Origin of the sequence: Asanoa sp. NPDC049573, assembly GCF_040676615.1 — a bacterium.
Taxonomy (GTDB): Bacteria; Actinomycetota; Actinomycetes; order Mycobacteriales; family Micromonosporaceae; genus Asanoa.
In genome coordinates this window covers 1-19,714 of record NZ_JBFAPI010000001.1, presented here as the reverse complement: position 1 = coordinate 19,714, position 19,714 = coordinate 1, and the positions used below count along the sequence as shown (strand labels likewise).

At 71.8% G+C, this 19,714-nt stretch carries 16 protein-coding genes; 8 read left to right on the top strand and 8 right to left on the bottom strand.

Translation table 11 applies throughout. From position 1 onward, the window contains the following. Positions 1-2 precede the first annotated feature (2 nt). From AB0J74_RS00080 to AB0J74_RS00065, 4 genes are all read right to left on the bottom strand, one after another. On the bottom strand, positions 3-596 hold the full coding sequence (locus tag AB0J74_RS00080; protein ID WP_363442443.1) for a hypothetical protein: 594 nt from the start codon (positions 594-596) through the stop codon (positions 3-5). Then, positions 593-1,702 (bottom strand): 16S rRNA (cytosine(1402)-N(4))-methyltransferase RsmH, encoded by a 1,110-nt coding sequence (gene rsmH, locus AB0J74_RS00075; protein WP_363442440.1) that lies wholly within the window; start codon positions 1,700-1,702, stop codon positions 593-595. The genes AB0J74_RS00080 and rsmH overlap by 4 nt, the downstream gene beginning before the upstream one ends. Positions 1,703-1,899: 197 nt before the next feature. After that, positions 1,900-2,331, bottom strand: a complete 432-nt coding sequence (gene mraZ, locus AB0J74_RS00070; RefSeq protein ID WP_089251465.1) for a division/cell wall cluster transcriptional repressor MraZ — start codon at positions 2,329-2,331, stop codon at positions 1,900-1,902. Between the two features lie 373 nt (positions 2,332-2,704). Then, on the bottom strand, positions 2,705-3,505 hold the full coding sequence (locus AB0J74_RS00065) for a C40 family peptidase (protein ID WP_363442437.1): 801 nt from the start codon (positions 3,503-3,505) through the stop codon (positions 2,705-2,707). A 523-nt stretch (positions 3,506-4,028) separates the two neighbouring features. On the opposite strand from AB0J74_RS00065, the gene AB0J74_RS00060 reads away from it, so the two are divergent. Genes AB0J74_RS00060 through AB0J74_RS00040 form a run of 5 tightly spaced genes read left to right on the top strand, consistent with a single transcriptional unit; the run spans position 4,029 to position 7,902 of the window. Beyond that, positions 4,029-5,249, top strand: a complete 1,221-nt coding sequence (locus AB0J74_RS00060; protein ID WP_363443974.1) for a MurT ligase domain-containing protein — start codon at positions 4,029-4,031, stop codon at positions 5,247-5,249. Further along, a complete protein-coding gene (locus AB0J74_RS00055; RefSeq protein WP_363442434.1) occupies positions 5,239-5,949 on the top strand; it encodes a glutamine amidotransferase in 711 nt (236 codons plus the stop codon). Before AB0J74_RS00060 ends, AB0J74_RS00055 begins: the two co-directional genes overlap by 11 nt. Further along, complete coding sequence (locus AB0J74_RS00050) at positions 5,946-6,626, top strand: VTT domain-containing protein (RefSeq protein ID WP_363442431.1); 681 nt, start codon at positions 5,946-5,948, stop codon at positions 6,624-6,626. Before AB0J74_RS00055 ends, AB0J74_RS00050 begins: the two co-directional genes overlap by 4 nt. Positions 6,627-6,631: 5 nt before the next feature. Then, positions 6,632-7,108 (top strand): GNAT family N-acetyltransferase, encoded by a 477-nt coding sequence (locus AB0J74_RS00045; RefSeq protein WP_363442428.1) that lies wholly within the window; start codon positions 6,632-6,634, stop codon positions 7,106-7,108. 32 nt (positions 7,109-7,140) lie between these two features. Then, positions 7,141-7,902, top strand: coding sequence for an SDR family oxidoreductase (locus tag AB0J74_RS00040; RefSeq protein WP_363442425.1), 762 nt, complete (start codon positions 7,141-7,143; stop codon positions 7,900-7,902). 103 nt (positions 7,903-8,005) lie between these two features. Here the strand turns inward: AB0J74_RS00040 and leuS are convergent, their stop codons facing one another. The 4 genes from leuS to AB0J74_RS00020 form a co-directional block, all read right to left on the bottom strand. Continuing rightward, entirely contained in the window at positions 8,006-10,867 is a 2,862-nt protein-coding gene (leuS, locus tag AB0J74_RS00035) for a leucine--tRNA ligase (protein WP_363442422.1), read from the bottom strand. Between the two features lie 183 nt (positions 10,868-11,050). Then, entirely contained in the window at positions 11,051-11,677 is a 627-nt protein-coding gene (locus AB0J74_RS00030) for a GPP34 family phosphoprotein (RefSeq protein WP_363442420.1), read from the bottom strand. A gap of 29 nt (positions 11,678-11,706) precedes the next feature. Further along, a complete protein-coding gene (locus AB0J74_RS00025; protein WP_363442417.1) occupies positions 11,707-12,711 on the bottom strand; it encodes an acetamidase/formamidase family protein in 1,005 nt (334 codons plus the stop codon). Positions 12,712-12,744: 33 nt separating this feature from the next. Next, a complete protein-coding gene (locus AB0J74_RS00020) occupies positions 12,745-14,100 on the bottom strand; it encodes an APC family permease (protein WP_363443971.1) in 1,356 nt (451 codons plus the stop codon). Between the two features lie 407 nt (positions 14,101-14,507). Here AB0J74_RS00020 and AB0J74_RS00015 point away from each other — a divergent pair, with 407 nt between their 5' ends. From AB0J74_RS00015 to AB0J74_RS00005, 3 genes are read left to right on the top strand one after another with little or no spacing between them, the layout of a single operon-like run. Continuing rightward, positions 14,508-15,554: a MoxR family ATPase gene (locus tag AB0J74_RS00015; RefSeq protein ID WP_363442414.1), complete on the top strand. Its 1,047-nt coding sequence runs from the start codon at positions 14,508-14,510 to the stop codon at positions 15,552-15,554. Position 15,555: 1 nt separating this feature from the next. Further along, entirely contained in the window at positions 15,556-16,863 is a 1,308-nt protein-coding gene (locus tag AB0J74_RS00010) for a DUF58 domain-containing protein (RefSeq protein ID WP_363442411.1), read from the top strand. Then, positions 16,860-19,301 (top strand): transglutaminaseTgpA domain-containing protein, encoded by a 2,442-nt coding sequence (locus AB0J74_RS00005; protein WP_363442408.1) that lies wholly within the window; start codon positions 16,860-16,862, stop codon positions 19,299-19,301. The genes AB0J74_RS00010 and AB0J74_RS00005 overlap by 4 nt, the downstream gene beginning before the upstream one ends. Positions 19,302-19,714: the final 413 nt, after the last annotated feature.

Sequence of the window (19,714 nt, the reverse complement as noted above, 5' to 3'; positions counted from 1 at the left end):
GCCTACCGCCCCGGGGTCTGGTCGCTCGTCACCGACGGCGCGCCATCACCCGGCTTCGGGATTCCGATGATCTTGCCGTCCTGCAGCCGGATGTAGGCCGGGTTGCCGCCGGCCACCATGCCCAGCTTCCGGGCCGCCGCGGTGAGGTTGCCCGGCGCCTCCGCCTGGGCGATCTCCCGCTGCAACTCCTGCTGCTGGATGTCGAGCGCGGCCCCGTTCTGCTTGAGCCGCTCGATCCGGAACGCGTTCTCGGCGATCTTCGTGTTGACCACCAGGATGCCCAGGACGCCGCCGACCACCAGCAGCAGGATCAGCGCGACGAACGGCACCCGCGGACCGGTCACCGGCGGCGGCGGTGCGACCTTCAGCCGCGGCCCGCCAGCCGCCGGCTTGCTGAACCGCTCCTTCGGCCGCAGCGCGGCCGTGCCGTCGGTGGGGAACTCCCGGGCGGCGGCGCGACCCCCCTCGCGCGGTGGTGTGTCAACGCGGTCACGCGCCGCCGCGCGCGGGTCGGTGCGGTGCGGTCGGGTGCTCCGGCCGATCTGGCGCTCCGTGGTCCGGCCCCCCGACCGCGGTGCGCTCTTCTGATCTGTCATGTTCCCTCCCCCTTGTGCTCGTCCTCGTGGGACTGCTCGGCCGGGGCGCGGCGGTCTCCGCCCCCGGACCGGCCCGCCGTTCGCGCGGCGGGTTGGTGCAATGCCTTCACCCGGCGTGGTCGGTCGGTGCGCACGACCGCGTCGGGATCGATCCGTTCCGCCGCCCGCAGCCGCACCGATGCGGCCCGCGGGTTGGCGGTCACCTCGTCGTCGGTGGGCAACTCGGCGCCGCGGGTGAGCAGGCGCAGTGTCGGCCCCGTGCCGGGCAACTCCACGGGTAGGTCGATCGGCCCCGACGACCTGGCCCGGGGCGCCATCGCCCGCTTGGTGATCCGGTCTTCCAGCGAGTGGTAGGACAGCACGACGATCCGGCCACCCAGGTCGAGGGCGTCCAGTGCCGCCGGCACCGCCCGCTCCAACGTCTCGAGCTCGCCGTTGACCTCGATCCGCAACGCCTGGAAACTGCGCTTGGCCGGATGCCCGCCGGTGCGCCGGGCGGCCGCCGGGATCGAGTCCCGGACCAGCTCGGCCAGCCGCGCCGAGGACGTGATCGGTTGCTTCGCCCGCTCCCGCACGATCGCCGCCGCGATCCGGTTCGCGAACTTCTCCTCGCCGTAGACCCGCAGCACCCGGGTCAGCTCGCTCGCGGTGTAGGTGTTGACGACCGTCTCGGCCGTGTTGCCCCGGGTCTGGTCCATCCGCATGTCCAGCGGCGCGTCCTGGGCGTAGGAGAAGCCCCGGTCCGGCACGTCGAGCTGCAGGGACGAGACGCCGAGGTCCATCAGCACCCCGTCGACCGCCGCGATGCCCAGGTCGTCGAGCACCTCGGGCAGCTCGTCGTAGACGGCGTGCACCAGCCGGACCCGCTTGTCGAACCGGGCCAGCCGCTGCCGGGACGCCGCCAGCGCCTCGGTGTCGCGGTCGAGCCCGACCAGGGTGACCTCGGGGAAGGCGGCCAGGACCGCCTCGGCGTGCCCGCCGAGACCGAGGGTGGCGTCGACATGGACCCGCGGGGCCCGCCGGGCGGGACGGCCGAGCGCCGGAGCGAGGAGCTCGAGCGTCCGCTCGAGCAGCACCGGCACATGCGTGCCGCGTGGCTCCTGCATCGGTTGTCCCCCCAGTGACCCGCCGTCTTCCGCCGTGCCAGGCGGCTGCATCGCTCGCCGTACCGCCAGATCCCCATCCGCCGCCATGCCTGGCACCGGGGAAGGGACGCCAGGGACGGGAGCGGGTGGAGATCTCGCGGTACGACGGGCGAACGGCGGTCGATCCGGGTTTTCGCGGAACCCGGTGCGACGTCGCCCTACAGTCCGCCGGGCAGCACCCCCTCCTCGATGTCGGCGAAGTCGTCTTCGCTCTCCGCGAGGTAGGTGTCCCAGGCCTGCTTGTCCCAGATCTCTACCCGGGTGCTGGCGCCGATAACGACCAGCTCCCTGGACAGACCCGCGTATTCCCGCAGGTGTGCCGGGATGGTGACCCGACCTTGCTTGTCGGGCACCTCGTCATGTGCGCTGGCGAAGAAGACCCGGCTGTAGGCCCGTGCGGCCTTGTGGGTCATCGGCTGCTCGCGCAACTGCCCCGCGATCCGCTGGAACTCGGGTGTCGGGAAGACATAGAGACAGCGCTCCTGTCCTTTGGTGATCACGACACCTCCCGCCAGCTCGTCCCGGAACTTCGCCGGCAGGATCAACCGGCCCTTTTCGTCCAGGCGGGGGGTATGCGTGCCGAGAAACATTCGGCCCACCCCCTCGCGCGGCGGGCGGATTCGCGGTCCGCCCGAGGCCGGCGGACCCTCTCGGCCCCGCCATTGATCCCCACTCTACTCCACTTCCCTCCACCCGCAACCAGAATCCGCCTTCACATCCCGCCGCCACGCGCGCAAAACCGCACGTCAAAGGGGGTGGAGCCGGGTGGAGGGCGCAGCGACCGAGGAGCTTGTCCAAATGCCGACAAGCTCCAATTCGCGCGTAACGATTTGCCCAATGGCCTCGTTAACCACACCCGTCGCGGGAAACGGGCACCGCCTGTCGGTGTGGTGGAGGGAAGTGGAGATGGTCCCGGGGCACGGCGGCCGCGCCGCCGTGCCCCGGGACTTTCCTTACTGTTTCTCAGACGAGCCGACGGACGACGTAGTTCCTCGTCCAGATCTTGTGCTTACCGACCCGGCTACCGGGATGCGGTGCGTCGTACATGTAGCCGCCACCGGCATAGACGCCGGCGTGCGTGCCGTACGAACCGCTGCGCACGATGACCAGGTCGCCCGGCCGGGCGCCCGACTTCGACACCGCGCGGCCGTAGCGCTGCTGGCTGTTCGCCTTGTGCGGCAGCTTCCTACCGGCGGCCTTGCGGTAGACGTACATCGTGTAGCCGGAGCAGTCGAACGCGGACGGTCCCGCCGCCGCGTAGCGGTATGGCTGCCCGACGTGGCGCTTGGCCTCCGCGAGCACCTTCGCGCCGCTCGGCGTGACGGTGACCCGCATGGTCGGCGACCAGTAGCGCGCGTAGCCACCACCGCCGCGGAACACGATGCGGTACGAGGTGGTGGCGCCCGGCTTGACGGCGAACCAGTTGTAGCCGTTGGCGTACAACTTCTTGGTCGTCCGGGCCTTCCAGGTCCGCGAGGCGGCGGCGTACTCCTCGAGCGCCACCACCGTCCCCGCACCGGCCGGCTTGCCGGTCCGTGGGTCCTTGGCCACGATCCGCAACGTGGCGGTCGCGCCCCACGGGAGTTTGGGCCGGCTGTTGCTTGCCGTGAGCACCGGCCGGACCGCTGCGGCCGCCACCTCGGCGTGTGCCGGCGGCGTGCCGATCAGTTGGCCGGCGCACAGGCAGGCGGCGGCGGTGGTCGCGGCGATCCTGCCGGCACGGGCGGCGGACCGCCCCGGCCGGCGTGAACGGAGTTCGAGCACGAACGAGATCCCTCCGGCACGCCTGCGGAAGGAGCCGCCCGGTGTGCGGGCACGGCGCTGGCCGTGCCGTCCGACACCCGGCGTCGCCCCTCGCCGCTGGCCGCGGCGTGGCGAAGCTGGTTCCCCCCATCCCCGCTCTGGCTTGCCGTAGGTGAGACGTCATGGCGGCGCCGCCGGGATGAGCGGGGTTCGACGTGTCCCACGCGGCGCTGGGCCGCGCAACGCTGCGCGACCGGCCCTCAGTTTGTAGCCGATCGCGTGTTATACGCACTGGAATCGCTTGACTACACACTGAAGTTGGCATGCGGCGTCTCGCCCCATCCGACAACGCGTGCCCGATTCATCACCGACAGTCGGTGACTGTCCGATCCGCCGAGCGTAATAACGATCAGTGACGATACGCACACAACTCGTTCGTGTTTGTAAGTACAAACCGGGCATTTTTGGTAGCCCCAGCGTCCGCGCGCGACCGGTCGCGTGCTATGTCCCGTCCGGTAACCTCGCTCGCGTGACTGACGCGAAAATGCCCCTGCGGGCGAAGGTGGCCAGCTCGGTGTCGCGCACCGCGGCCGCGCTGTCCCGGGCCGCCGGGCGCGGCGACGGCTCGGTGATCGGCGGCTGGATCGGCCTGAAAATCGATCCGGAGCTGCTGACCCACCTGGCCGCAGGCCGGTCGGTGGCGCTGGTCTCGGGCACCAACGGCAAGACGACGACCACCAAGCTCACCGTCGCGGCCCTGGAGGGGCTCGGCCGGGTGGCCACCAACGCGTTCGGCGCCAACATGCCGACCGGCCACACCTCGGCGCTGGCCAAGGCCGGCACCACACCCTTCGCGGTGCTGGAGGTCGACGAGCACTATCTCGCGCGGGTCCTCGACGAGACCCAGCCGCGGGTGGTCGCGCTGCTCAACCTCTCCCGCGACCAGCTCGACCGGGCCAAGGAGGTGGCGATGATGGCGCAGATGTGGCGCACCGCCCTGGCCGCTCACCCCGGCGTGCACATCGTCGCCAACGCCGACGACCCGATGGTCACCTGGGCCGCGCTGGCCTCCCCCGCCGTCACCTGGTTCAGCGCCGGCCAGCGCTGGCACGACGACTCGTGGGTCTGCCCCGAGTGCGGCGGTGCGATCGAGCGCGCCCACGGCGACTGGCGCTGCACCAACTGCCCGCTGCGCCGCCCCAAGCCCGACTGGGTGGTCGAGGAAGACGGCGTCATCGACCCGACCGGCGCCTGGCACCAGGTCCACCTCCAGTTGCCCGGCACCGTCAACGTCGGCAACGCGGCCACCGCGCTCGCCGTCGCCGCCCAGTTCGGCGTCCGCCCGGCCGACGCGGTCAAGCGGCTCGGCGCGGTCACGTCGGTCGCCGGCCGCTACGCCCAGGTCGAGCGCGACGGTCGGCTGATCCGGCTGCTGCTCGCGAAGAACCCGGCGAGCTGGCTCGAGGCGTTCGACATGGCCGAGGTGGCGCCGACGCTGCTGTCCATCAACGCCCGCGACCCCGACGGCCTCGACACGTCGTGGCTGTTCGACGTCGACTTCGCGCCCCTGCGCGGCCGGCGGGTGCTGATCACCGGCGACCGGGCGTACGACCTGGCGGTGCGTCTCCAGGTCAACGGCGTCGCCTTCGAACACGTCACGTCGTTCGCCGACGCCGTCGCGGCGGTGCCGCCGGGCCGGCTCGAAGTGATCGCCAACTACACCGCCTTCCAGGACATTCGAGCGGAGCTTGACCGTGTCAACTGAAGACCTGCGGATCGTCTGGATCTACCCGGACCTGCTGTCGACCTACGGCGACCGGGGCAACATGCTGATCCTGGCCGCCCGGGCGCGGGCCCGGGGCATCCCGGTCGAGACCATCGAGGTGCGCTCCGACCAGGCCCTGCCCGACTCGGCCGACCTCTACCTGCTCGGCGGCGGCGAAGACGGCCCGCAGGCGCTGGCCGCGCAGCGGCTCAACGCCGACGGCGGCCTGCACCGGGCGGTCGCCCGCGGCTCGGTGGTGTTCGCGGTCTGCGCCGGCTACCAGCTTCTCGGCGGCTCGTTCTTCGCCAAGGGCGCCAAGTATCCCGGTCTCAACCTGCTCGACCTGAACTCCGACCGGGGCCCGTCGCGGGCCGTCGGCGAGCTGCACGGCACGGTCGACCCCCGGCTGGGCCTGCCGCCGCTGTCCGGCTTCGAGAACCACGGCGGCCGCACCCACCTCGGTCCCGGCGTCTCGCCGCTGGCCCAGGTGACCACCGGCATCGGCAACGACGGCACCAGCGAGGGCGCCTGGCGGGGCAACCTGCTCGGCACCTACTCGCACGGTCCGGCGCTGTCCCGCAACCCGGCCCTGGCCGACCTGCTGTTGCGCTGGGCGACCGGCGCGGGTTACCTGCCGCCGCTCGACGACACCTGGGCCGAGCGCCTGCGCCACGAGCGCGAGCTCGCCGTCCAGCAGTGACCTCGCCCCCGTCGCCCGCGCGCTGGCACCGGCGGCCGGTGCTGCGGTTCACCATCCTGGTCGGCCTGCTCTGCGCCTGCGGCCTGCTGCTCCTGGTGGCGCCGCCAGACCTGCGCGCCATCCCAGACATGGTCGACCGGCTGGGCCCGTTCGCCCCGTTGGCCGCGGTCGGCGTGGGCGCGGCGCTGCTGATCGTGCTGGTGCCGCGGACGCTGATCACGGTGGCCTGGGGTGCGCTGTTCGGTCCGCTCGGTGGTGCGGGCTACACCCTGGCGGCCGCGTTGCTGGCGGCCCTGCTCGGCTTCGCGGTCGGGCGCTGGCTCGGCCGCGACTTCGTGGCCGCCCGGGTCCGTGGCCGGTTGGCCCGGCTCGACGGCTGGTTCAGTCGCCAGTCCCTGCTGGGCGTGATCACCGTGCGGCTCCTCCCGATCGGCGGCTTCGGCCTGGTCAGCTACGGCTACGGCACCACCGGGGCCCGGCTGCTGCCCTACCTGGCCGGCAGCGTGATCGCGTCGATCCCGTCGGCGTTCGGCTACGCGGCGATCGGGTCCGCGGTGGTCTCGCCCGGCTCGATCAACTGGTTCGCCGTCGCGCCGGCGACCTTCGGCCTGTTCGCCACCGCGGTCATCATCTGGCGCTGGCGCCGGTCGAGCCGCCCGACGACCGGTCCGGCTTAGCCGCCGTGCACAGGCCGCAGGACACGGCGCGATGGACGCTGCGGTCCGCTGATCCGGCGGACGTCGAGACGATCGCCGAGCTGCGGGCCACCGTCATGCGGCCGGACCTGGAGCGACTGGGCCGGTTCGACGAGCGGCGGGTCCGACAGCGGCTGCGCGACTCGTTCTCGCCGGTGCACACCTCGGTCATCGTCGTCGACGACACCTTCGCGGGCTGCGTGACCCTTCGGCCGGCCGACGACGGGCGGTGGCTCGAGCACTTCTATCTCGTGCCGGGCGTGCAGGGCCGCGGCCTCGGCTCCGCGGTGCTGCGAACGTTGTTGGAGCGGGCCGACGCCGAGGACGCGCCGGTCCGCCTGAACGTGCTCCGCGGCAGCGCCGCGCAGCGGCTGTACGAGCGCCATGGCTTCACCGTGGAGGCGCAGGACCCGATCGATGTCTTCATGGTGCGACCGTCCCGCGGGAGACCAGCCTCACGGTGACGCCGGTCGGTGCCGGACGGTAGGACTTGACCATGACAGCGCGCTTCGCCGACCGGGTCGTCCTCATCACGGGTGGCTCGGGCGCCATCGCCGGCGCCACCGGGCGAGCGTTCGCCGAGCAGGGCGCGACCGTCGTGCTGACGGGCCGTGACCCGCGCAAGCTCGCCTCGGCGGCCGCCGCGACGGGCGACGCCGGCGGCACGGTCGACTGGGTTGCCGCCGACGTGACGGACAGCGCGCAGGTGGCCGATCTGGTCGCCCAGGTGGTTCGCCGGCACGGTGGTCTGCACGTGGCCGTCAACAGCGCCGGCGTGTTCACCGCGCCGGTGCCGCTGGGCGACCTCGACGAGGCCGACTGGGCGCGGCAGGTGGACGTCAACCTGACCGGGGTGTTCCTGGCCATGAGGCACGAGATCGCCCACATGCGCGGCAACGGGGGCGGAGTGATCGTCAACATGGCGTCGAACATCGGCGCGCACGGCCGCCGGCCCGGGATGGCCGCCTACGCGGCCACCAAGGCCGCGGTGAGCGCGCTGACCCGCACGGCGGCCCGCGACCACATCGGTGACGGGATCCGGATCAACGCGGTCAGCCCCGGCGCCAGCGACACACCGATGTCGTTCCGGCCGGGCGAGACGAGGGCGGACCGCGACGCCCGCGTGCGCGGCGCCGTCCCGGCCGGCCGGGTGAGCGACCCGACGGAGGTGGCGGCGGTCGTCCTGTGGCTCGCGTCCGACGAGTCCAGCTTCGTCGTGGGCCATGACATCGTCGTCGACGGCGGCGCCACCGCCTGACCGTCGGAGCCGGCGGTCGACCGCCGCGAAGCACGGTGGCCGCCGGGCCGCGACCGATGATCGCGGCCCGTACGTCGCACCAGGACCGGTCGTGGGACGCGGCCTAAACCACGACCGAGACCATCCGTCCCTTCACGACGATGACCTTCTTCGGCGCCTTGCCGGCCAGCGCGTCGGCAACGGCTTCCAGTGCGGTCGCCTGGACCTCGTCGTCTCCGGCATCGGCCGCGACCGAGACGCGCCCGCGGACCTTGCCGTTCACCTGGACCGGGTAGGTGACCTCCTCGGCCACCAGCAGGGCCGGGTCGGCGACCGGGAAGTCGGCGTAGGCCAGCGACGACGTGTGCCCCAGCCGCTGCCACAGCTCCTCGGCCACGTGCGGCGCGAACGGTGCCGTCATCAGGACCAGCGGCTCGACGACCTCGCGAGGAGCGGCCGAGCCCAGCGCCGTCAGCCCGTTGGTCAGCTCGATCAGCTTCGCCACGCCGGTGTTGAAGCGCAGCTCGTCCAGGTCGCCGCGGACGCCGTCGATGACGCGGTGCAGCAGGCGCCGGGTGGCCTCGTCGGCCGGCTCGTCGCTGACCCGGGTCGCGCCGGACTCCTCGTCGACGACCAGGCGCCAGACGCGCTGCAGGAAGCGCTGCGCACCCACGACCGCCCGGGTCTCCCAGGGGCGGGAGACGTCCAGCGGGCCCATCGCCATCTCGTAGACGCGGAACGTGTCGGCCCCGTAGGCCTCGCACATCTCGTCGGGCGTCACCACGTTCTTCAGCGACTTGCCCATCTTGCCGTACTCGCGGCGCACCTCGACCCCGTCGTGGAACCAGGTGCCCTCGCGCTCCTCCACCTCCTCGGCCGGGACCACCATGCCCCGCGCGTCGCGGAACGCGTACGCCTGGATGTAGCCCTGGTTGAACAGGCGGCGGAACGGCTCGAAGGACGAGACGTAGCCCAGGTCGAACAGGATCTTGTGCCAGAACCGGGCGTACAGCAGGTGCAGCACCGCGTGTTCGACGCCACCGACGTACAGGTCGACGCCGCCGCAGTCGCCCTCGTGCCGCGGGCCCATCCAGTAGGCCTCGTTCTCCGGGTCGACGGCGTGCTTGTCGTTGCGCGGGTCCAGGTAGCGCAGTTCGTACCAGCACGACCCGGCCCAGTTGGGCATCGTGTTGGTGTCGCGAATGTAGCGCTTGGGCCCGTCGCCCAGGTCCAGTTCGACGTCGACCCACTCACGGGCGCGGGACAGCGGCGTCTCCGGGTTGCTGTCGGCGTCGTCGGGGTCGAAGGTGCGCGGCGCGAAGTCGTCGACCTCGGGCAGCGACACCGGCAGCATGGAGTCGGGCAGCGCGACCGGCAGGCCGGTCTCGTCGTAGACGATCGGGAACGGCTCACCCCAGTAGCGCTGCCGGCTGAACAGCCAGTCGCGCAGCCGGTAGGTGGTCGCACCCTTGCCCGCGCCGTGTGCCTCCAGCCAGGCGATCATCGTCGCCTTGGCCTCGACCACGCCCAGGCCGTCCAGGACCAGGCCGCGGTCGGGGGCGGAGGAGTTGACGGCCGGGCCGTCGCCGGTGAAGGCCTTGCCGTCGAAGCCGTCGCTCGGCCGCACCGTGCGGACGATCGGCAGCTCGAAGACCTCGGCGAACTCCCAGTCGCGCTCGTCCTGGCCGGGCACCGCCATGATCGCCCCGGTGCCGTAGCCGGCCAGCACGTAGTCGGCGATGAACACCGGGATGCGCGCGCCGTTGACAGGGTTGACCGCGTAGGTGCCGGTGAAGACGCCGGTCTTGTCGCGCGCCTCGGCGGCCCGCTCGACCTCGGTCTTGCGGGCTGCGGCCCGCCGGTATTCGGAGACCGCCTCGGCCGGCGTGGCGTGCCCGCCGGTCCACCGTGCGTGGGTGCCCTCCGGCCAGGTCACCGCCGTCAGCGTGTCGACGATCTCGTGCTCCGGCGCGACGACCATGTAGGTGGCGCCGAACAGCGTGTCGGGCCGGGTGGTGAACACGGTGATCGTGCCCCGCGCGCCGGCCGGGGTCTCGAACGGGAAGTCGACGTGCGCGCCGGTCGAGCGCCCGATCCAGTTGCGCTGCATCAGCTTGACCGGCTCCGGCCAGTCCAGCGCGTCCAGGTCGTCGACCAGGCGATCGGCGTACGCCGTGATCCGCATCATCCACTGCTTCAGCCGGCGCTTGAACACCGGGTAGTTGCCCCGCTCGCTGCGGCCGTCGGGGGTGACCTCCTCGTTGGCCAGCACGGTGCCCAGGCCCGGACACCAGTTGACCGGCGCCTCGGAGACGTAGGCCAGCCGGTGCTCGTCCAGCAGCGCGCGCCGCTCCACCCCGGACAGCTCGGCCCATGGCCGGCCGTCGGGCGTCGGGCGGGTGCCGGTCGCGAACTGGTCGACCAGTTCGTCGATCGGGCGGGCGCGGCCGGCGTCCGTGTCGTACCAGGAGTTGAAGATCTGCAGGAAGATCCACTGGGTCCAGCGGAAGAACTCGGGCTCGCTGGTAGCGATCTTGCGGCGGTCGTCGTAGCCCATGCCCAGGCGGCGCAGTTGGGCCCAGAAGCGGACCATGTTGCGCTCGGTGGTGATCCGCGGGTGGGTGCCGGTCTGCACGGCGTACTGCTCGGCGGGCAGGCCGAAGGCGTCGAAGCCCATCGGGTGCAGCACGTTGAAGCCGGTCATCCGCTTGAACCGGGTGTAGACGTCGGTGCCGATGTAGCCCAGCGGGTGACCGACGTGCAGCCCGTCGCCGGACGGGTAGGGGAACATGTCGTGCACGTAGATCTTGGGGGCGCCGGCCCGGGGGTGCTCGGGGTCGGCCAGTTCGCCGACCGGGTTGGGCGCCCGGAACGTGCCGCGGGCCTCCCAGTAGTCCTGCCACCGCTGCTCGATGTCGCCCGCCAGCGCGGCCGTGTATCGGAACGGTGGGACGTCCTGGTCGGGACGCTCGGCTGCCTCGCTCATCTTCGCCACCTCGGTATTTTCATCGTCTCGGCCAGGGGTGTGGCGCGCGGGGGTTGGGTCTGGCGATCTCAGGGCATAAAAAAGCCCCTCACGCAGGAGGGGTAGCCGTGCGAACGCGTCAGCGCGTCAGCACGGCTCGATAAGGAGCAGGAAGGCCCTGGCCATGCCGGCAGTCTACCCGGATCAGCGATAGATCGCGAACGCGGCGCTGGCCACCAGCGTGCCGACGCCATCGACGATCTCGCGCACGGGCGGGGCGAGCCGGGAGCGGATGTCGCGCAGCCGCGGCTCGAGGCCGGCCATCGGCATCGTGGTGAAGACGTGCTCGTGCAACAGCACGGCGTGCACCAGGCCGCACAGGGCGGCGGTCGGCTCGTCGGGCTGCGAGCGGCCGTGCGCGGCGTACCAGAGCCGGACGGTGATCGTGCGGACCACCGCCTCGTCGGCCGGGTAGCGGGTCACCGGCACCAGGCCGAGCCGGCGCTGCACGGCCTTGGTCAACACGCCCTCGGCGAGCAGGTCGGCACGCACCGCGTCGATGGCGCCCGTGCGCAACTGGGAGAGGGCGCCGGCCAGCGGCGGCGGCTGGGGCGACCGGGCGATCGCCGCGAGCAGACCGTCGTCGTCGGCGTCGCCGGTGGCCGGCGCCTCGACCGCGCTGAGCCGGCCGGCGGCGACAGCCACCCGGCCGGCGAGCACGAGTTCGATCAGCCGGGCCCCGGCGACACCGATGTCGAGGCTGTCGGCGTGAACGGCTGGCTTCCCGGCGTTGTCGTAGCCGAGCAGGAACAGCTCTTCGCGCAGTCGCACCGCGTCCGTCCCTCCCCCTCGACGGGCGCTCAGCGGTAGCTGTCGGCGAGGGCGCGTAGTCGGGCGTGGACGCCCTGATACATGTCGACGGAGGGAAGGTAGCGCTTCGCCACCTTCGCGACCATCGTGTAGTTGGCGTCACATACGTTGCCCACCGGGGCCTCGCCCGCCTGGCTGATCAGTTGATAGGAGTCGAGCACGTCGAGCTTGCCCGCGTCGGCGACCCAGGTGACCAGGTCGTGCTGGCTGATCCGGAACGCGTCTTCGAGCGGCCGGGCCGAACCGGTCGACATGAGATGGTCGTCGGTCTCCAGCCGGGGCCACGGCGTGGCGACCCCCTTGATCAGCTCGACCGCCACGACGGTGTCCATCGCCGCCTCGACCGCGACGCCGCTCACCTCGCCCTGGCCCTGGCGGGCGTGGCCGTCGCCGAGGGCGAACAGCGCACCGGGCACGTTGACACCGAAGTAGACAGTGCTGCCGGCGCGCAACTCGGGTGTGTCCATGTTGCCGCCGTGCGCGTCGGGCACGATCGTCATCCGGGCCTCGAACGCACCCGGCGCCACGCCGACCGTGCCGTGCATCGGGTCCAGCGGCAGGTCGACGGTGAAGTCACTGTTGCGCGCCGTGTAGCGGACCAGCGAGTTGGCCTTGTCGAGCTCGTACACCCAGACCCGCTCCTCCAACGGCTCGTGCAGCATCGCCGTGGTGTGCGTGGTGGTGAGGGCGCCGAAGTGCGGGAACGTCGAGGAGATGGCCCAGTCGCGGGCCGGGGTGATCGAGATGAAGTGCAGCGCGAGCGTGTCGCCGGGTTCGGCGCCTTCCACGTGGAACGGCCCGGTCACCGGGTTGAGGTAGGGGAACTCGCAGACCCGCGAGGGCAGGTCGCCGACACCCCGGACGGCACCACCGAAGCAGTCTTCGGTGTAGGTCGAAAGGATGTCGCCGGGCTTGATGCGGGCCACCGGCTCGCGGCCGCCGAACGTGTAGCTCAGTTCGGCGGCCGCCGGCCGGTAGCGGAGGACGTCGGTCACGCTTCCGCCTTCCGGGTGTTGGTGATCGTGATCTTAGGGAGCCGCGGTGAGATTGTCGTCGGGGTCCACCGTGGTCTCCTCGGAGAGGCCCGAGAGCATCGGGGTGCGCTTGGTCGCGACCAGGACGCTGACCACCACGATGCCGATGAGCACCCAGATCCCGCCGATGAGCTGCGCGAAGATCTTCTGGTTGATCACCACGTAGACGAGCATCGCCAGGCCCAGCGCCGGCAGGATCAGGTGCCGCACCCAGTCCCGGCTGCCGTTGCGGACCACGTACCACCAGAACACGGTCACGTGCAGCACGATGAACGCGATCAGCGCGCCGAAGTTGACCAGCCGGCCGAGGTCGGTGATCGCCTGGGCCTCGCGGGTGAACCAGAGCGTCAGGCCGAGCACCAGCGAGAGGCCGGCGACCAGGAACACCGCGTTGGTCGGCACGGCGTGCCGCGGCGAGACCTTGGCCAGGAACGCCGGCAACTGCTTGTCGCGGGCCATCGCGAAGAGCAGCCGCGAGGTGGCGCCCTGCGCGACCATCGCGTTGGCGATGCCCCAGGCCAGGGCCGTGGCCAGCGAGGTCAGCACATACATCCAGTGGCCGCTGGCCGCCTCGGCCGCCTGCGCGAACTCGTCGCCGACCACCGCGCCACCGTTGAGCAACCCGTCGGCCCCGGGCACGAGCATCGAGGCGAGCCAGGTCTGCAGGACGAACAGCACGCCGGCGACGATCAGCGCGCCGGCCATCGCCCGACCGATCTTGCTGGCCTCTTCGCGGTTCTCCTCGGCCAGCATCGAGATGCCGTCGAAGCCGAGGAAGGAGAGCATCGCGACGCCGACCGCGGCGAAGATGAGCGACCAGCCGAACAGGTCACCGTTGAACAGCGCGGTGCCGGCGGAGAGCCCGTTGCCCTTGCCCTGGCCCAGCGCGATCAGGAAGACGACGACGACCAGGGCCAGCACGACGAGTTCGGCGATCAGGAACCAACGGGTCACGGTGGCGGTGATCTTGATGCCGAGATAGTTGACGAGAGTGTTGACGAGAACGAACACCACGAGCCAGACCGCGGTCGGAATGGCGGTGATGATGGCGTTCATCGAGAATGCCGCGACCACGTAGAGCAGGCTCGGCACGAGGATGTAGTCGAGCAGGATCGCCCAACCCGCGACGAATCCGACCGGGGGCGCGATTCCGCGACTCGCGTAGTTGTAGACCGATCCGGCCATCGGGAAGGCCTTCACCATCTGCGCGTACGAGTTGGCCGAGAACAGCATCGCCACGAGTGCGACGACGTAGGTCAGCGCGACCATGCCGCCGGAGACCTGGAAGACCGAGCCGAAGATGGCGAAGGGGGCGATCGGCACCATGAACACGAGGCCGTAGGCCAGCATGTCGACGAAGCGGAGCTCCCGCCGAAGCTCTTGGCGATAACCGAAGTTTTCGAGGGATGCCGGTCCCTCTGCCGGTTGCGGACTCGCGTCCGCCTGAGGGGAAGCCATGAGGCGTCACGATAGTGGTCGATGATCGTTTGTGAAAGATATCGATCCGCCAATTCATGACGCGGTTTGTCGTTGTTTTCAGTTATCCGCTCAAGGGCCCACCCCACGGTCAAATCACCCAACCTGGACAGCGGGGGTACGCGGGTCGGCGGCGCCGAAAAATCCAGATAGCCTGATGGGACAGCTGGGGCCGGCGGTGTTGCGGCGGCTTGCCGAATTCCCCACTGCACCGGGTGAACCAAACCACGGGCCCAGACGCTCTTGAGTATGAAGCCGCAGCACCCCCGAGGAGGAGGCCCGTGACACAACAGACCTGGGACGAGTTGGGCGCACCGCTGCCCGGTCCCGAGTTCCGAGCCGCCAGCGATGCCATCGTGACCAACATCGAGCAGGTCATCGAGGGCAAGACGGCCACGGTGCGGCTCGCGCTCGCCGTCCTGCTCGCCGAGGGTCACCTCCTGATCGAAGACGTGCCCGGTGTCGGCAAGACCAAGCTGGCCAAGGCGCTGGCGCGGTCGATCGACTGTTCGGTGCGGCGCATCCAGTTCACCCCCGACCTGCTGCCCAGCGACGTCACCGGGGTGAGTGTCTACAACCAGGAGAACCACGACTTCGAGTTCAAGCCGGGCGCGGTGTTCGCCAACCTGGTCGTCGGCGACGAGATCAACCGGGCGTCGCCGAAGACCCAGTCGGCGCTGCTCGAGTGCATGGAAGAGCATCAGGTCACCGTCGACGGCACCACCTACGAGCTGCAGACGCCGTTCATGGTGATCGCGACGCAGAACCCGATCGAGATGGAGGGCACCTACCCGCTGCCCGAGGCGCAGCGCGACAGGTTCACCGCCCGGATCGCGATGGGCTACCCCGACCAGGCCTCCGAGCTCAAGATGCTCGACGCGCACGGGGCACACGACCCGATCTACGGCCTGCGGTCGGTCTCCGACGCCGCCACGGTGCGCCGGCTGATCGCCACCGTTCGCGACGTGCACGTCGCCGACGCGGTCAAGCAATACGCGGTCGACCTGGTCACCGCCACCCGCGAAGCGCCCGACCTGCGGCTCGGCGCCTCCCCCCGCGCGGCGCTCCAGCTCATCCGCACCGCCCGCGCCGTCGCCGCGCTGGAGGGCCGCGACTACGTGCTCCCCGACGACCTGCAGGCGCTGGCCGTGCCGGTGCTCGCGCACCGGATCATCCCGACCGCCGACGCGCAGCTCGCCCGCCGCACGACCGACGCGATCGTCGCCGACATCGTCCACCGGTTGCCGCTGCCACACCACCGCCCCCAGTCCCCCTACGACACCAGGGCACCGCAGAGCGACGGCCGCGGCGACTACCGGAGGATGTGACGTGCGCGAGGCACTGCGCGGGCTGACCACGCGCGGTCGCTCGTTCGTCGCCGCCGGCGGCGCGGCCGCCCTGTCCGCGCTGATCCTCGGCGAGAAAGACCTGCTCCGGGTCGCGGTGCTGCTCATGGTCCTGCCGCTGCTCGCCGCCGCCTACGTCGGGCGCAGCCGCTACAAGCTGGCCTGCAGCCGGTCGCTCGACCCGCACCGGGTGCAGGTCGGCGCCAGCTCGCGGGTGATCCTGCGGCTGCAGAACCTGTCCCGGCTGCCGACCGGCACCCTGCTGCTCGAAGACCGGCTGCCCTACGCGCTAGGCAGCCGGCCCCGCGTGGTGCTCGAACGGCTCGGCGCCCACCAGGCCAGCTCCGTGGCCTACACGGTGCGGGCCGACGTCCGCGGCCGCTACGAGGTCGGCCCGCTGGTGGTCCGGCTGACCGACCCGTTCGGGCTGTGCGAGCTGTCCCGGTCGTTCCCGTCGGTCGACCGGCTCACCGTGATCCCGCAGGTGGTGCCGCTGCCACCGGTGCGGCTGGTCGGCGAGTTCAACGGCACCGGCGACAGCCGGGCCCGGTCGGTCGCCGTGCACGGTGAGGACGACGCCGCCACCCGCGAATACCGGCGCGGCGACGACCTGCGCCGGGTGCACTGGAAGTCGACCGCGCGGGTCGGCGAGCTGATGGTCCGCCGCGAGGAGCAGCCCTGGGAGAGCCGGGCCACGGTGGTGCTCGACACCCGGCAGTACGGGCACCGCGGCGAGGGCCCGACGTCGAGCTTCGAGTGGGCGGTCTCGGCCGCCGCCTCGATCGCGGTGCACCTGCGGGCCGCGGGCTACAAACTGCGCCTGGTCACCGACGCCGGCGTCGACGTCGACGCGGGCGAGGCGGCCGGCGAGGGCACCCTGCTCGACCACCTCGCCGACGTGAAGCTGACCCCGCGCGGCGACGTGGGCCTGCTGGTCGAGCGGGTCCGGCGGCGCTCCGACGGAGGTCTGGTGATCGCGGTCCTGGGCGGCCTGGAGCCCGGCGAGACCGAGTTGCTGGCCGCGCTGCGCGGCAACAACGCCACCTGCATCGCCGTCCTGGTCGACACGTCGACCTGGCTCAACCTCGCGCCCGAGGCCCGGGCCGAGGCCGACGCCGCGCAGGAGGCCGCCGCACTCGGCCTGCTGAGCAGCGGCTGGCGGGTGGTCGGCGCGGCACACGGCGACAAGCTGCCGGCACTGTGGCCGCAGGCCGCGCGCGGATCGCAGGGCTTCGCCTACCGGGCCACCATGGCCGAGACCGTCGCCGGAACGTTGGGGGTGGCGCGATGAGGAGCCGGCGGCACATGGGTCTGGTGGCGGCGGTCGCCACGCTGATGGCCGCGGCGCCCCTGAGCACCATCTTCGAGCAGTGGACGTGGCTGATCCAGTGCACCATCGCGGTTGCGCTGATCGCCGGCGCGGCCACCGTGGCCCGCACCGCGCGGGCGCCGGTCTGGGCCCAGTTCATCGCCATGGGGGTCACCCTGCTGCTGGCGCTGACCTGGCTGTTCCCGAGCGGGGAGGAGATCGCCGGGATCGTGCCCTGGACGGGTACGCTGGAGCACTTCGGCGACCTGCTCAGCCAGTCCGGTCAGGACATGCGCACGTTCGCCGTCCTGGTCCCCGACAGCGACCCGCTGCTGTTCGTCACCGTGCTGGGCATCGGCGCGGTCGCGGTGGTCGTCGACCTGGTCGTGGTCGGCCTGCGCCGGCCGGCGCTGGCCGGGCTGCCGATGCTGGCCATCTACTCGGTGCCGGTCGCGGTCTACTCCAGCAGCGTCTCGTTCCTGCCGTTCGTCGTCGGCGCGATGGGCTTTCTCTGGCTGCTGGTCGCCGACAAGGTCGACGGCGTGCGCCGCTTCGGCCGCCGGTTCACCGGCGACGGCCGCGACGTCGACGTCTGGGAACCGTCACCGCTGGCCGCGGCCGGCCGCCGGCTAGCGGTCGTCGGTGTGCTGCTCGCGGTCGCGCTCCCGGTCGCCATCCCGGGAATGACCTCGGGGCTGATGTCGCGCTTCAACAACGGCGCCGGCGACGGCACCGGCATGGGCGACGGGTCCGGCCAGCCCGGGCGGGTCAACCTGTTCGCCGCGCTGCAGGGTCAACTGCGGCAGAACAGGCTCGTCACCTACGCGCGCGTGACGACAACCGACCCCGACCCGTTCTACCTTCGCTTCGCGGTCGCTGACGACGTCACGTCGCAGGGCTTCCGCAGCCGCTCGCCACAGGGCCGCAGCCTGCGCCAACTCGAAGACCCGCGGGCCGCGCCGCGCGCCGGTGTGACCTACGAGCAGTACTCGGCGTCGGTCGACATATCGACCGACTTCCAGATGCAGTTCGCGCCGATCTACGGCGTCCCGATCGGCACCGACGGCCTCGACAACCAGTGGCTCTACGACACCAACCAGCAGGTCATCTTCTCCAACCGGGCGAACACCCGCGACAAGGACTACTCGTTCGACTTCGTCCGGGCCAACTACACCGAAGACGCCCTGCGGGCGGCCGATCCGCCCAACCCCGACAGCCTCGAGGTCAAGCGCTTCACCCAGGTGCCACAGGTCCAGCAGGTCCGCACGAAGGTCAACGAGCTGATCGTCGGCAAGACCAACACCTACGACCGGGTGATGGCGATCTACCGCTTCTTCTCGTCGGCCAACGGCTTCCGCTACGAGTTGCAGACCGAAGGCGGCACCTCCGGTGAAGACATCGTCAACTTCCTGACCAACAAGAAGGGCTACTGCCAGCAGTACGCCGCGACGATGGCGTGGATGGTCCGCCAGGCCGGCATCCCCGCGCGGGTGGCGTTCGGCTTCACGAACGGCACCTCCCGCGACGGCGACGCGATGGTGCTGACCAACTACAACCTGCACGCCTGGACCGAGGTCTACTTCGGCCCCGAATACGGTTGGGTGCCGTTCGACGCGACCCCGCGTACGGGCGTTCCCGGCGCGCTGCGCCCGGACTACGCCCCCGACCCGGACCAGCCGCGCACCACCCCGTCGGCGACCCCGTCGGCAGCGGCCGGCGCGGGCAGCGACGACCAGAGCGACCTGCCCGGCAAGGAAGACCCCGGTGGCAACGAGGCGCTACCGTCCGGCCCGGCCCCGACCACCCCGAAGTGGCCGTTCTACACGGCCGGCGCCGTGCTGCTCGTGGTGCTCCTGCTCGGCGCGCCGGCGTTCCGCCGCTCCGCGCTGCGCCGCCGGCGCCGCATCTCGACCGCGGCCGGTGCCGCGGCCGACCTGCAGCCCGGCGCGGCGACGGTGCTGCCGACGAGCGACGAGGCCCGGCGCAGCCGGGCACACGCCCACGCGGCGTGGGACGAGTTGATGGACACGCTGGTCGACTACCGGGTCCCGGTCGACCTGACCGAAACCCCGCGGGCCACCGCGGAACGCCTGGCGGTGGCCGAGTTGCGCGGCGACGCGACCGGCGCGATCGACGGCGTGCGGCTGCTGGGGCGGGCCGAGGAACGGGCCCGCTACGCGCGCAGCCCGCTCACCGGCCCGGGCCTGACCGAGGCGGTCCGCACGGTCCGCCGCGGCCTGTCCAGCCGGGCGACAAGGCGCGTCCGCCTGGTGGCGGCGGTCTTCCCGCCCTCGGTCGTGGCCCGCTGGAAGGGCGCGGTGGTCGACGTCTCGACCTCGGCGGTGACGACCGTGTCCCGGCTACGCGAACGAATCGGGCGGCTCAGCCCGCGGCGGTTGCTCACCAACCGGGCCCGCTGAGCGCCCGAAGGCCGCGCCACCACCCGTTGGTGGCGCGGCCTTCACATGGGCGACGGCCACCACGTCGTGCGGCACGGCCTCCGCGTGGCGCGGCCTTCACATGGGCGAAATCGCCACCACGTCCCGCGGCGCGGCCTTCGCGCGGGGCCCGGCCGCCGCATGGGCGACGCCGCCACCACGTCCCGCGGCGCGGCCTTCGCGCGGGGCCCGGCCGCCGCATGGGCGAAACCGCCACCACGTCCCGCGGCGCGGCCTTCGCGGCCCGGCCGCCGCATGGGCGACACCGCCACCAAGTCCCCCGCGGCGCGGCCTTCGCGCGGCCCGGCCTTCGCGGCCCGGCCTTCGCGCGGCCCGGCCTTCGCGCGGCCCGGCCGTCGCGCGGCCCGGCCGTCGCGCGGCCCGGCCGTCGCGCG

Coding starts and splice junctions, on each gene's coding strand:
- rsmH (WP_363442440.1), bottom strand. CDS start 1,702: ATGCAGGAGCCACGCGGCACGCATGTGCCGGTGCTGCTCGAGCGGACG.
- AB0J74_RS00080 (WP_363442443.1), bottom strand. CDS start 596: ATGACAGATCAGAAGAGCGCACCGCGGTCGGGGGGCCGGACCACGGAG.
- AB0J74_RS00040 (WP_363442425.1), top strand. CDS start 7,141: ATGACAGCGCGCTTCGCCGACCGGGTCGTCCTCATCACGGGTGGCTCG.
- AB0J74_RS00020 (WP_363443971.1), bottom strand. CDS start 14,100: ATGCTGGCCTACGGCCTCGTGTTCATGGTGCCGATCGCCCCCTTCGCC.
- mraZ (WP_089251465.1), bottom strand. CDS start 2,331: ATGTTTCTCGGCACGCATACCCCCCGCCTGGACGAAAAGGGCCGGTTG.
- leuS (WP_363442422.1), bottom strand. CDS start 10,867: ATGAGCGAGGCAGCCGAGCGTCCCGACCAGGACGTCCCACCGTTCCGA.
- AB0J74_RS00005 (WP_363442408.1), top strand. CDS start 16,860: ATGAGGAGCCGGCGGCACATGGGTCTGGTGGCGGCGGTCGCCACGCTG.
- AB0J74_RS00060 (WP_363443974.1), top strand. CDS start 4,029: ATGCCCCTGCGGGCGAAGGTGGCCAGCTCGGTGTCGCGCACCGCGGCC.